General features: G+C 57.5%; 10 protein-coding genes. 8 read left to right on the top strand and 2 right to left on the bottom strand.

Features of this window, described 5'->3' with window-relative positions; all coding sequences use genetic code 11:
• Positions 1-121 precede the first annotated feature (121 nt).
• Entirely contained in the window at positions 122-2,143 is a 2,022-nt protein-coding gene (gene rep, locus AC6I8M_RS19585; RefSeq protein WP_010617926.1) for a DNA helicase Rep, read from the top strand.
• Positions 2,144-2,293: 150 nt separating this feature from the next.
• Here rep and gppA read toward each other — a convergent pair whose 3' ends face one another.
• Together gppA and rhlB are read right to left on the bottom strand one after the other, a co-directional pair.
• Positions 2,294-3,778 (bottom strand): guanosine-5'-triphosphate,3'-diphosphate diphosphatase, encoded by a 1,485-nt coding sequence (gppA, locus tag AC6I8M_RS19580; protein ID WP_010617927.1) that lies wholly within the window; start codon positions 3,776-3,778, stop codon positions 2,294-2,296.
• 6 nt (positions 3,779-3,784) lie between these two features.
• A complete protein-coding gene (gene rhlB / locus AC6I8M_RS19575; RefSeq protein WP_010617928.1) occupies positions 3,785-5,080 on the bottom strand; it encodes an ATP-dependent RNA helicase RhlB in 1,296 nt (431 codons plus the stop codon).
• A gap of 123 nt (positions 5,081-5,203) precedes the next feature.
• Between rhlB and trxA the strand changes: the two genes are divergently transcribed.
• From trxA to rfbB, 7 genes are all read left to right on the top strand, one after another.
• On the top strand, positions 5,204-5,536 hold the full coding sequence (gene trxA / locus AC6I8M_RS19570; RefSeq protein ID WP_010617929.1) for a thioredoxin TrxA: 333 nt from the start codon (positions 5,204-5,206) through the stop codon (positions 5,534-5,536).
• 346 nt (positions 5,537-5,882) lie between these two features.
• Positions 5,883-7,142 (top strand): transcription termination factor Rho, encoded by a 1,260-nt coding sequence (gene rho, locus AC6I8M_RS19565; protein WP_010617930.1) that lies wholly within the window; start codon positions 5,883-5,885, stop codon positions 7,140-7,142.
• 280 nt (positions 7,143-7,422) lie between these two features.
• Entirely contained in the window at positions 7,423-8,499 is a 1,077-nt protein-coding gene (gene wecA, locus AC6I8M_RS19560) for a UDP-N-acetylglucosamine--undecaprenyl-phosphate N-acetylglucosaminephosphotransferase (protein ID WP_058948758.1), read from the top strand.
• Between the two features lie 37 nt (positions 8,500-8,536).
• Entirely contained in the window at positions 8,537-9,586 is a 1,050-nt protein-coding gene (gene wzzE / locus AC6I8M_RS19555; protein WP_010617931.1) for an ECA polysaccharide chain length modulation protein, read from the top strand.
• Positions 9,587-9,596: 10 nt separating this feature from the next.
• Complete coding sequence (wecB, locus tag AC6I8M_RS19550; protein ID WP_010617932.1) at positions 9,597-10,721, top strand: non-hydrolyzing UDP-N-acetylglucosamine 2-epimerase; 1,125 nt, start codon at positions 9,597-9,599, stop codon at positions 10,719-10,721.
• Positions 10,722-10,723: 2 nt separating this feature from the next.
• Positions 10,724-11,983: a UDP-N-acetyl-D-mannosamine dehydrogenase gene (gene wecC / locus AC6I8M_RS19545; protein WP_010617933.1), complete on the top strand. Its 1,260-nt coding sequence runs from the start codon at positions 10,724-10,726 to the stop codon at positions 11,981-11,983.
• Entirely contained in the window at positions 11,980-13,056 is a 1,077-nt protein-coding gene (rfbB, locus tag AC6I8M_RS19540) for a dTDP-glucose 4,6-dehydratase (protein ID WP_498013575.1), read from the top strand. Before wecC ends, rfbB begins: the two co-directional genes overlap by 4 nt.
• The last annotated feature ends 12 nt before the right edge of the window (positions 13,057-13,068 follow it).

Below are 13,068 nucleotides of genomic sequence, written 5' to 3'. Positions count from 1 at the left end.
GTAGTGCGCGTCAGTTGTAGGGTCGCCATTGATGGCGACCTTTGCGCTCAGGTGCGCATCAATGCGCACCCTACGGCGCGATGTAAATCTTCCTGTCTGATTCAATTGAGTGATGTTTTTTATGCGTTTTAATCCCGGCCAACAACGTGCTGTCGAATTTGTCACCGGTCCCTGTCTGGTGCTGGCCGGTGCGGGTTCCGGTAAAACCCGCGTGATCACCAATAAAATCGCCCATCTGATCCGTGAATGCGGCTATCAGGCGCGCCATATCGCGGCGGTGACCTTCACCAACAAGGCGTCGCGCGAGATGAAAGAACGCGTGGCGCAAACGCTGGGACGCAAAGAGGCGCGCGGCCTGATGATCTCAACCTTCCACACGCTGGGCCTGGAGATCATCAAGCGCGAATACAAGGCGCTCGGCATGAAATCGACCTTCTCGCTGTTCGACGATCAGGATCAGCTGGCGCTGCTTAAGGACCTGACCAAACAGTGGCTGGAAGAAGATAAAACCCTGTTGCAACAGCTGATTTCCACCATCTCCAACTGGAAAAACGACCTGGTCGACCCGCAGGGCGCGGCCGGCCTCGCCAAATCACAGCGCGACCAGATTTTTGCCCACAGCTACGCGCTGTACGATCAGCATCTGAAAGCCTGCAACGTGCTGGATTTCGACGATCTGATTCTGCTGCCGACCCTGCTGCTGCAGCGGAATCAGGAGGTGCGCGAACGCTGGCAACAGCGCATCCGCTATCTGCTGGTGGATGAGTATCAGGACACCAACACCAGCCAGTATGAGCTGGTGAAGTTGCTGGTCGGTGCCCGTGCGCGCTTTACCGTGGTCGGCGATGACGATCAGTCTATCTACTCGTGGCGCGGCGCGCGGCCGCAGAACCTGGTGCTGCTGAAAGAGGATTTCCCGGCGCTGGAAGTGGTGAAGCTGGAGCAGAACTACCGCTCGACGCAGCGTATTCTTAAATGCGCCAATATCCTCATCGCCAACAATCCGCACGTGTTTGAAAAGCGGCTGTTCTCTGAGCTGGGCCAGGGCAGCGAGCTGAAAGTGCTGAGCGCCAACAACGAAGCTCACGAAGCCGAGCGCGTGGCGGGCGAGCTGATTGCCCATCACTTTATTAATAAAACCCAGTACAAAGATTACGCCATTCTTTATCGCGGTAACCATCAGTCGCGCGTGTTTGAAAAGCTGCTGATGCAGAACCGTATTCCTTATCGCATCTCTGGCGGCACGTCGTTTTTCTCGCGGCCGGAAATCAAAGACTTGCTGGCCTATCTGCGCGTGCTGACGAATCCGGAAGATGACAGCGCGTTTCTGCGCATCGTGAACACGCCACGCCGCGAGATCGGCCCGGCGACACTGCAGAAGCTGGGTGAGTGGGCCAATCTGCGCAACAAAAGCCTGTTTAACGCCAGCTTTGATATGGGGCTGGAACAGACGCTTTCCGGGCGCGGGCTGGAGCATCTGCAGCGCTTTACCCACTGGCTGAATGAAATCGTTCAGCTCACCGAGCGTGAACCGGTGAATGCGGTGCGCGACCTGATTCGCGGCATCGACTACGAAAGCTGGCTGTTCGAAACCTCCCCCAGCCCGAAATCGGCGGAAATGTGCATGAAGAACGTCAATACACTGTTTCAGTGGATGACCGAAATGCTGGAGGGCGACGAACTTAACGAGCCGATGACGCTGGCGCAGGTGGTGACGCGTTTTACGCTGCGCGACATGATGGAGCGCGGTGAGAGTGACGAAGAGCTCGATCAGGTCCAGCTGATGACGCTGCACGCCTCGAAAGGGCTGGAGTTCCCCTATGTCTATCTGGTGGCCATGGAAGAGGGGCTGCTGCCGCATCAGAGCAGTATCGATGAGAACAACATCGAAGAGGAGCGTCGCCTAGCCTACGTGGGCATCACCCGCGCGCAAAAGGAACTGACCTTTACCCTGTGCCGCGAGCGCCGTCAGTACGGCGAGCTGGTACGTCCGGAACCGAGCCGCTTCCTGCTGGAACTGCCGCAGGATGATGTGGCATGGGAGCGTGAGAAAAAGGTGATCAGCGCCGAAGAGCGGGTGAAAACCGGGCAAACGCGCGTCGCCGGCTTACGTGCGATGCTGGAGAACGCGAAAAAGGGGTAATTGTTTCGTCAGAGCCGCAAGTCAGGCCTCTGGCGAAAACCGTTGCGCGCGCCGTAGAGGCAAAACGCCCGGCAAAGCGAAGCTTACTCGCGCAAAGGCGCATTTGCCGGGCGCTTTTCAACGCAGCATCAGCCGGCGCAGCAGGTTCGATCAGGAAATCGTCAGCAGCCAGTGCACATATGACTGGTAATGGCTCTCCTGCTCCAGCAGCTCGGCGCGCAGCGGATGCGCAGCCAGCCAGCCTGCCGGCAGCGTCAGATGCAGCGCATCATCATCCGTCTGCAGACGCACCGCCGGAAGCGTGTCGTCGCGCCGCCGGCTGGAGAAGATAATTGCCAGCCGCAGCAGACGGCTCAGCCGCTCTGCCATGCGCGGCGGCACGGCTTTTTGCTGCGTCAGCAGCGCCAAATCAATGCTGCCGCTCTGGTTCTGCAGCAGGCAGGCCAGCATTTTTTTCTGCGCGGGGGTGAAACCAGGAAGATCGAGATGGCGAATCAGATACGCGGCGTGCTGCGGTGCCTGGCGGAAATCGACGCTCAGGCCAATTTCGTGGATTGAACAGGCGCTGAGGAGTAAATCGCGACATCGCTGATCCAGCTTCCAGCTGTTGCTTACCTGACGGAAAAAGCTCTCTGCCAGCTGGCGTACGCGGCCCGCCTGCTCAACATCAATGGCGAAACGACGCTGGACGTTCTGCAGCGTGCGGCTGCGAATATCGCGGTCAATCGGCAGATGCAGCATGCCGTACACCAGCCCTTCGCGCAGTGCGCCGCCGGCCAGCGTCATGCTCTCAATGCTCAGCTCGTGGAAAATGGCGATCAGAATCGACAGGCCGCTGGGAAACACCAGCGTACGCTCCAGCGTCAGCCCTTCAATCTCCAGTTCCTCCAGCTTGCCGCACTGAATGGCACGCTGCTTAAGCTGCTGCAGTTTGCTCAGGGTGATGCGCTCATCCATGCCCTGCGCCACCATGATCTCCTGCAGCGCTTGGACGGTGCCGGACGCGCCCACGCAAATCTGCCAGCCTTTCTCTCGCAGTGCTGCCGCAATGGGACGGATCATTTCACGTGCGGCCTGTTCGGCCTGGGCAAAGTTCTCTTTGGCGAGATGACGATCGCTGAAGAAGCGCTCCAGCCAGGTCACACAGCCCATCGACAGGCTAAACAGCGTAGTGGCGTGCGCACCTTCGCCGGTCACCAGCTCGGTGCTGCCGCCGCCGATATCGACCACCAGCCGCTGGTCAGAGCCGCCGGTGGTGTGCGCAACACCCTGATAGATAAGGCGCGCTTCTTCCTCGCCGCTGATAACGTTCACCGCGCAGCCGAGAATCTGTTCCGCCTGAGTCAGAAAATCCTGCGCGTTGCTGGCAATGCGCAGCGTGGCGGTTGCCACCAAGCGGATTTGTTCCGGGGGAATGTCCTGCAACTGTTCGGAGAACAGACGCAGGCACTGCCAGCCGCGCTGCATCGCCTCAGCAGAGAGATGGTTGGCCGCATCAAGACCAGCCGCCAGACGCACCTTGCGTTTAATTCGCGCGACGGTCTGAATACTGCCGGACACTTCGCGCACCACCAACATATGAAAGCTGTTAGAACCTAAATCAATCGCAGCATAAAGTGACGATGCGCTTAGCATGTGTGCTTAACCCGAACGTTTACGGTTGTTGTTGCGCGGGGCACCGCCGAGACGGTTGCTGTTGTTGCCACCGCGACGTGGACCGTTGCCCGAGCGGTTACGCTGCAGGCGTTTCGGTGGCGGCAGGTCGCTCAGCAGGGCGTCGCTGTTGTACTTGCTCACCGGAATACCGTGACCGATGTACTCTTCAATCGCCGGCAGGTTGAGCGCGTACTCTTCACAGGCCAGGCTGATGGAGTGACCGCTGGCGCCAGCACGACCGGTACGGCCAATGCGGTGCACGTAATCTTCGCGATCGTCCGGCAGGTCGTAGTTGAAGACGTGCGTAACCGCCGGGATGTGCAGGCCGCGCGCGGCGACGTCGGTAGCAACGAGGATATCCACATCACCTTTGGTGACGTCGTCCAGAATGCGCAGGCGTTTTTTCTGCGCCACGTCGCCGTTCAGCAGGCCCACGCGGTGACCATCAGCAGCCAGGTGGCCCCAGATATCTTCACAGCGATGCTTGGTGTTGGCGAAGACGATGGCGCGATCCGGCCACTCTTCTTCCAGCAGGGTCTGCAGCAGGCGCATCTTCTCTTCGTTCGAAGGGTAAAACAGCTCTTCTTTAATGCGGTGGCCGGTTTTCTGCTCGGGCTCAACTTCAACGTATTCGGCGTTGTTCATGTGCTCGAACGCCAGTTCACGTACGCGATAAGAAAGCGTGGCCGAGAACAGCATACTCAGGCGCTGGGTGGCCGGCGGCATGCGGCGGAACAGCCAGCGAATGTCTTTAATGAAGCCGAGATCGAACATGCGATCCGCTTCATCCAGTACCACGACCTGAATGGCGCCGAGGTTGATGTGATTTTGTTTGGCGTAGTCAATCAGGCGTCCGGTGGTGCCCACCAGAATATCGACGCCGTCTGCCAGCACTTTCAGTTGCTTTTCATAGCCGTCGCCGCCATAGGCCAGGCCCAGCTTCAGACCGGTGGCCTGCGCCAGCGGCTCGGCATCGGCATGAATCTGCACCGCAAGCTCACGCGTAGGTGCCATGATCAGCGCGCGTGGCTGATTAACCTGGCGGCCTTCAGCAGCAGGATGAGAAAGAAGATAATGAAACGTTGACGTCAGGAACGCCAACGTTTTGCCGGTACCGGTTTGCGCCTGACCCGCGACATCACGCCCTGAAAGCGCAAAAGGCAACGCGAGCGCCTGAATCGGCGTGCAGTTATGAAAGTCTTTCTCATCAAGGGCTTCCACTACCTGTGGGTGCAGGGCGAAGTCGGAAAACTTCTGTTCTGTTAAGTGTGTTTTGCTCATAGTGTAGTAGAATATCAGCTTACTATTTACTATCGCTTTACGAAAGCGTATCCAATGAAATAAAGTAAACCTACGTTGGTATATTTTACGCCAATTCGCCAAGCATAATCTTTGGAGTTAAACATGAGCAACGATAAAATCGTTCACCTGACCGATGACAGTTTCGACACTGACGTGCTGAAAGCCGACGGTGTGACGCTGGTAGATTTCTGGGCTGAATGGTGTGGTCCTTGCAAAATGATCGCCCCGATTCTCGACGAAGTCGCAGAAGAGTACGACGGTAAGCTTACCATCGCCAAGCTGAACATTGATGAAAACCCAGGTACTGCGCCAAAATACGGTATTCGCGGTATCCCGACCCTGCTGCTGTTCAAGAACGGCGAAGTGGCGGCGACCAAAGTGGGTGCGCTGTCTAAAGGTCAGCTGAAAGAGTTCCTGAACGCTAACTTGGCCTAAGCCCGGCGAGGTGTTTGTTCGGCAGTGGTGAATTTTTTCGCCACTGCTGGACGTTTCCCTTCAGGCGTGTTAAGTTGACCTCACTGCATTACGCACTTACCTTGTAGTTTGCATCTAAAGTTTTCCCTTGTCAGACCCAGCTCGCATTGAACGTTTTCGTGGTTTGGCAATCTGACGGCTAGCACATTCGGCATCACCTTTCGGCCGTCTCCTCGCTTCCTATCGCCACATCTGACGATAACCGTCGAGCAGCGTTGAAAAAGAGCCATTAATAGGCATGGAATTTTTGCCATACCATTCACGACAAACATTTCGAGAATTACCCCGAGTTTAAGAACCCATCACTATGAATCTTACCAAATTAAAGAATACGCCGGTTTCTGCGCTGATTACTCTCGGCGAAAATATGGGGCTGGAAAACTTGGCGCGTATGCGCAAACAGGACATTATTTTCGCCATCTTGAAACAACACGCGAAGAGCGGCGAAGACATCTTCGGTGATGGTGTGCTGGAGATACTGCAGGATGGATTTGGTTTCCTCCGCTCCGGAGACAGCTCCTACCTCGCCGGTCCCGATGATATCTACGTTTCTCCCAGCCAAATCCGCCGCTTCAATCTCCGCACTGGTGACACCATTTCTGGCAAAATCCGCCCACCGAAAGAAGGTGAACGCTATTTTGCGCTGCTGAAAGTTAACGAAGTTAACTACGACAAGCCAGAAAACGCCCGTAGCAAGATTCTGTTTGAAAACCTGACGCCGCTGCACGCGAACAACCGTCTGCGCATGGAGCGTGGTAACGGTTCGACCGAAGACCTGACGGCGCGCGTGCTGGACCTAGCATCGCCAATCGGTCGTGGTCAGCGTGGTCTGATCGTCGCACCGCCGAAAGCCGGTAAAACCATGCTGCTGCAGAACATCGCGCAGAGCATCGCGTACAACTATCCTGACTGCGTGCTGATGGTGCTGCTGATTGACGAGCGTCCGGAAGAAGTGACCGAAATGCAGCGTCTGGTGAAAGGCGAAGTTATCGCGTCTACCTTTGACGAACCGGCCTCGCGTCACGTGCAGGTTGCAGAGATGGTGATCGAGAAGGCTAAGCGCCTGGTCGAGCACAAAAAAGACGTCATCATCCTGCTGGACTCCATCACCCGTCTGGCGCGCGCCTACAACACCGTGGTGCCGGCGTCGGGTAAAGTCCTGACCGGTGGTGTTGACGCCAACGCCCTGCATCGTCCGAAGCGTTTCTTCGGCGCGGCACGTAACGTGGAAGAGGGCGGCAGCCTGACCATCATCGCCACCGCCCTGGTTGATACCGGTTCTAAGATGGACGAAGTGATTTACGAAGAATTTAAAGGTACAGGTAACATGGAACTGCACCTGTCACGTAAAATCGCTGAGAAGCGCGTATTCCCGGCTATCGATTACAACCGTTCCGGTACGCGTAAAGAAGAGCTGCTCACCTCTCAGGAAGAGCTGCAGAAGATGTGGATCCTGCGCAAAATCATTCATCCGATGGGTGAAATTGATGCGATGGAGTTCCTCATCAATAAACTGGCAATGACCAAAACCAACGACGAATTCTTCGATATGATGAAACGCTCGTAATCTGTTGCCGCCGGTAACGGCCTGAGCCAGCCGGCTAACGGCACAAATTGCCAGGATTTATGACTAACGCCACGTCTTAACGTGGCGTTTTTCATTTGTGGGCATTAGGATTATGCCTGTCAGGAAGCAGACATATTGACTGAGGCAGTAAAGCGGCGGTTTTTTCAGCAAACGCACGCGCTGCGACAGAATTCAGACTAGGGATATACAGCAATGGCGGGAAAATTGCTTATTGTTGTCCATGATTTTAGTTGAGAGCGTTAACGTGAATTTACTCACTATGAGTACTGAGCTTGGTTTAGTTTTTCTTTTTTCTTTAGCGTTCCTGTTTTTTGCTCGTAAAGCGGCTAAAAAAATTGGGCTTGTGGACACGCCGAATTCCAGAAAACGACACCATGGCGCCATTCCGTTAGTCGGCGGTATCTCCGTGTATGCGGGGATTTGCTTCGCCTTTGCCATCTCAAATTATTATCTGCCGCACGCCGTACTGTACCTCTTCTGCGCCGGGGTACTGGTGCTGGTCGGCGCGCTCGATGACCGCTTTGATATTAGCGTCAAAATCCGTGCCGTGGTTCAGGCGGCGATTGCCATCGTGATGATGGTCGGGGCAAAACTCTATTTACTGAGCCTGGGGTTTATCATAGGTCCGGTCGAGCTGATCTTCGGGCCTTTCGGTTATGTGCTGACGCTGTTTGCGGTATGGGCGGCGATCAATGCTTTCAATATGGTGGACGGTATTGATGGTCTGCTGGGTGGATTATCCTGCGTCACCTTCGCCGCGATGGGCATCATCCTCTACTTTGACGGACTGACCAGCCTGGCGATGTGGTGCTTCGCGATGATCGCCGCCACCATTCCTTATATTCTGCTTAATCTCGGCTTTTTAGGCCGCCGTTATAAAGTTTTTATGGGGGATGCCGGCAGTACCATGATCGGCTTCACCATCATCTGGATTCTGCTGGAAACGACGCAGGGCCTTAGCCATCCCATCACGTCAGTCACCGCCCTGTGGCTGATTGCTATTCCGCTGATGGACATGGTGGCGATCATGTATCGTCGCCTGCGCAAGGGCATGAGCCCGTTCTCGGCCGATCGTCAGCATATACATCACCTGATCATGCGGGCCGGTTTTACCTCCCGCCAGGCATTTTTATTGATTACCGTGGCCGCCGCGCTGCTGGCCGGGATTGGTATGCTGGGCGAATATCTGGCATTTATTCCCGAGTGGGTAATGCTGGCGCTGTTCCTCGCCGCTTTCCTCCTTTACGGTTATTGCCTGAAACATGCATGGCGCGTCGCACGTAAAATCCGTCGTATCAAACGTCGCTGGCAAAGCAGCGGCGAAGAGAAAAAATAATTACCCAGATAAGTACCCGGATAAGGACACTTTTGTTATGACCTCTGTCGTTGTGGAGAACGAACTGGATGTACGCGGCCTCGGCAGCATGCTGTGGCGCGGCAAAGGCTGGATTATTGGCCTGGCGTTGCTGTTTGCGCTGCTGGCGTGGCTGGCTTCCATGCTAATGAAGCAATCCTGGAGCGCCACTGCGGTGACCGATCGGCCGACGGTGAATATGCTGGGCGCATTCTTTGTGCAGCAGCAGTTCCTCAATAATCTGGATGTGCGCAACGACACCGTCAGCCTGAATACGCCAGCGCCGACGGTGATGGATGAGGTCTATCAGGAGTTCACCATGCAGCTGGCGTCGTGGGATACGCGTCGCGATTTCTGGCTGCAGACTGATTACTATAAGAGCCGCAAAAGCGGTAATGCGCACAATTATGCCGCGCTGCTCGACGATCTGATCACCAACATTCAGTTCACCCCGGCCGATGCCACCCACAATACGCTGGATAACATTAAGCTGATCGCGGAGACCGCCGGCGACGCCAACAATTTGCTGCGGCAGTACATTGCCTATGCCAGCGAACGCGCCGCGCGTCATCTCAACGATGAGCTTAAAGGTGCGTGGCAGGCGCGCAGCGTGCAGCTGCAGGCGCAGGTCAGTCGTCAGCAGGAAGTGGCACAGGCGGTGTTTGATCGCCGTCGCCAGCGCATCGAGCAGGCGCTGAAAGTGGCCAGCCAGCAGGGCATTAAAGAGAACCGCGCGCCGGTCAGCGGTGAAGCGCTGCCGGACAGCGATCGCTTCCTGCTGGGGCAGCAGATGCTACAGGCGCAGCTGGATACCCTGCAAGCCAGCGGACCTGCTTACGATTTAAGCTATGATCAAAACAGGGCGATGCTCAACACGCTGCAGGCCGGGCCGCGCCTGGATAAACCGTTCCAGACCTACCGTTACCTGCGCACGCCGGAAGAGCCGGTCAGCCGCGATAGCCCACGTCGTCTGTTTATGATGGTGATGTGGGGCGCGATCGGTGCGCTGGTGGGTGCCGGCGTAGCGCTGGTGCGTCGTCCGCGTGCAACATTCGCCAACCGTCACTAAGAGAATCCGCGTGAAAGTTCTGACTGTATTTGGCACGCGCCCTGAAGCGATCAAAATGGCTCCGCTGGTGCAGGCACTGGCGCAGGATGCTGCCTTCGAATCGCGCCTGTGCGTGACGGCACAACATCGTGAAATGCTTGACCAGGTACTGCGCCTGTTCCGGCTGCAGCCCGACTATGACCTCAATATTATGCGGCCCGAACAGGGGCTGACCGAGATCACCAGCCGCATTTTGCAGGGCATGAAGACCGTGCTGGCAGACTTCCAGCCGGATGTCGTGCTGGTGCACGGCGATACCACCACCACCTTTGCCGCCAGCCTGGCCGCGTTTTACCATCAGATTCCGGTGGGCCACGTTGAGGCGGGTCTGCGGACCGGTAACCTGATGTCACCGTGGCCGGAGGAGGCCAACCGCACCCTGACCGGCCATCTCGCCAGCTATCACTTCACGCCGACAGAAAATTCGCGGCAAAACCTGCTGCGCGAAAATCTGCCCGACGCGCGCATTTTCGTCACTGGCAATACGGTGATCGATGCGCTGCTGTGGGTACGCGATCGGGTGCTGCATGATGCCGATCTCAATGCCCGCCTAGCGGCGCGTTACCCGTTCCTTGAGGCCGACAAAAAGCTGATTCTGGTTACCGGCCATCGGCGCGAAAGTTTTGGCGAAGGGTTTGAACGCATCTGCAGCGCGCTGGCGCAGCTGGCGCGTCAGCATCCGCAGCTGCAAATCGTCTATCCGGTGCACCTCAATCCTAACGTCAGCGAGCCGGTGAACCGTATTCTGAGCGGTATCAACAATATCATTCTGATTGAGCCGCAGGAGTACCTGCCGTTTGTCTGGCTGATGAATCGTGCCTGGCTGATTCTTACCGATTCCGGTGGCATCCAGGAAGAGGCGCCGTCGCTGGGCAAACCGGTGCTGGTGATGCGCGAAACCACCGAGCGGCCGGAAGCGGTTGCGGCCGGTACGGTGAAGCTGGTCGGCACCAACGTGAATAAAATTGTTGCTGAAGTCAGCCTGCTGCTGCAGGACGACGAGGCATGGCAGGCGATGAGCCGCGCGCACAATCCGTATGGCGACGGCCATGCCTGCGCGCGCATCCTGCAGGCACTTAAACAACACAGAGTTTAACTATGCGTTTTTCAACCATTTCCGTTATCGGACTGGGCTACATTGGGCTGCCGACGGCAGCCGTTTTTGCTTCGCACGGGAAACAGGTCATCGGCGTGGATATCAATGCGCGCGCGGTGGAAACCATTAATCGCGGCGAAATTCATATCGTCGAGCCTGAGCTGGGCGACGTGGTGCGCGCAGCGGTGCACAACGGCAACCTGCGCGCCACCACCCAGCCTGAAGCTGCCGACGCCTTTCTGATTGCCGTGCCGACACCGTTTGTCGGCGATCATCAGCCGGATCTCAGCTACGTGCAGGCGGCCGCGCTGTCGATTGCGCCGGTGCTGAAGGCCGGCGATCTGGTGATCCTCGAATCAACTTCGCCGGTGGGCGCCACTGAACAGATGGCGCAATGGCTGGCGGCGGCGCGCCCGGATCTGCGCTTCCCGCAGCACGGCGAGCAGCCTGACGTGTTTATCGCTTACTGCCCGGAGCGCGTGCTGCCGGGGAAAGTGATGGTCGAGCTGCTGGAAAATGACCGCGTAATTGGTGGCATGACGCCGGCCTGTTCGGCGCGCGCCAGCGAGCTGTATCGCATTTTCCTGCGCGGCGAGTGCGTGGAAACTAACGCGCGTACCGCAGAGATGTGCAAGCTGACGGAAAACAGTTTCCGCGATGTGAACATCGCCTTTGCCAACGAACTGTCGCTGATCTGCGCCGAACAGGGGATCAACGTGTGGGAACTGATTGCGCTGGCGAACCGCCATCCGCGCGTCAATATCCTGCAGCCGGGACCGGGCGTCGGCGGCCACTGCATCGCGGTCGACCCGTGGTTTATCGTGGCGCAAAATCCGCAGCAGGCACGGCTGATTCGTACCGCGCGTGAGGTTAACGATGCCAAGCCGGGCTGGGTGCTGGATCAGGTTAAACAGGCGCTGGCCGAGTGCCTGACGGCCAGCGGCAAGCGTGCCACGGACGTGACCATCGCCTGCTTCGGTCTGGCATTCAAACCTAATATCGATGACCTGCGTGAAAGCCCGGCGATGTCGGTGGCGCAGCGTATTGCGGGCTGGCACCGCGGCCGCAGCTGGGTGGTCGAGCCGCATGTGGCGGACATTCCGCCGCAGCTCGCCGATCGCGCTACGCTGGTGCCGATGGCTGATGCCCTGCAACACGCCGACATCCTGGTGATGCTGGTCGATCATGCGCAGTTCCGCGCCGTCACTCCTGAACAGGTGACGCAGCCGTGGATTGTGGATACCAAAGGAGTCTGGCGATGAAACAGTTTTTAGTCACCGGCGGCGCCGGTTTTATTGGCTCCGCGCTGGTGCGCTTCCTTATTGCCAATACCGACCACTGGGTGGTGGTGGTGGATAAGCTAAGTTATGCCGGCAATCTGGTGTCGCTGGCACCGGTTGAGCAGGATGCGCGCTTTGCTTTTGAGCAGGTCGATATCTGCGACCGCGCCGCGCTGGATCGCGTGCTGGCGCAGTACCAGCCGGACTGCATCATGCATCTGGCGGCAGAGAGTCACGTGGACCGCTCGATTGACGGGCCAATCGCCTTTGTCGAAACCAACATTGTCGGCACCTACCAGCTGCTGGAGGCGACGCGCCATTACTGGAACGGTATGACAGATGAGCGCAAGAAGGGCTTCATTCTGCACCATATCTCCACCGACGAAGTGTTTGGCGATCTGCACGGCACGGAAGATTTCTTTACCGAAACCACGCCGTACGCCCCGAGCAGCCCTTACTCGGCGACCAAAGCCAGCAGCGACCATCTGGTGCGCGCGTGGCTGCGCACCTACGGGCTGCCTGTGGTGGTCACCAACTGTTCCAACAACTATGGCCCTTACCATTTCCCGGAAAAACTGATTCCCCTCACCATTATCAATGCGCTGGCCGGTAAGCCGCTGCCGGTGTACGGCAACGGCAGCCAGATTCGTGACTGGCTGTATGTGGAAGATCACGCCCGTGCGCTGTACACCGTGGTCAGCAGCGGCAAAGTAGGAGAGACCTACAACATTGGCGGCCACAACGAGCGGCGCAATATTGAGGTGGTGGAGACGCTGTGTGATTTGCTGGATGAGCTGGCACCGCAACAGCGCGCTGCCGGGCTGAGCAGCTACCGGGAACTGATCACCTTTGTCCACGATCGTCCTGGCCACGACCTGCGCTATGCCATTGATGCCAGTAAAATCGCCCGTGAACTGGGCTGGACGCCGCAGGAGACATTCGACAGCGGCATCCGCGAAACCGTGCAGTGGTATCTGGCCAATCCGCAGTGGTGGCAGGCGATTCTCAACGGCAGTTATCGCGGCGAGCGACTGGGCTTAGCCACCCCGCGTTAAGCACGCATGCAG

This window comes from Type-A symbiont of Plautia stali (assembly GCF_059731155.1).
Note: the sequence above shows the minus strand (reverse complement) of the source record. Positions and strands in the feature narration are given on the sequence as shown.

What these genes read in the sequence shown, in the direction of transcription:
- rep (WP_010617926.1), top strand. Translation starts at nt 122, where the DNA reads ATGCGTTTTAATCCCGGCCAACAACGTGCTGTCGAATTTGTCACCGGT.
- gppA (WP_010617927.1), bottom strand. Translation starts at nt 3,778, where the DNA reads ATGCTAAGCGCATCGTCACTTTATGCTGCGATTGATTTAGGTTCTAAC.
- rhlB (WP_010617928.1), bottom strand. Translation starts at nt 5,080, where the DNA reads ATGAGCAAAACACACTTAACAGAACAGAAGTTTTCCGACTTCGCCCTG.
- trxA (WP_010617929.1), top strand. Translation starts at nt 5,204, where the DNA reads ATGAGCAACGATAAAATCGTTCACCTGACCGATGACAGTTTCGACACT.
- rho (WP_010617930.1), top strand. Translation starts at nt 5,883, where the DNA reads ATGAATCTTACCAAATTAAAGAATACGCCGGTTTCTGCGCTGATTACT.
- wecA (WP_058948758.1), top strand. Translation starts at nt 7,423, where the DNA reads ATGAGTACTGAGCTTGGTTTAGTTTTTCTTTTTTCTTTAGCGTTCCTG.
- wzzE (WP_010617931.1), top strand. Translation starts at nt 8,537, where the DNA reads ATGACCTCTGTCGTTGTGGAGAACGAACTGGATGTACGCGGCCTCGGC.
- wecC (WP_010617933.1), top strand. Translation starts at nt 10,724, where the DNA reads ATGCGTTTTTCAACCATTTCCGTTATCGGACTGGGCTACATTGGGCTG.
- rfbB (WP_498013575.1), top strand. Translation starts at nt 11,980, where the DNA reads ATGAAACAGTTTTTAGTCACCGGCGGCGCCGGTTTTATTGGCTCCGCG.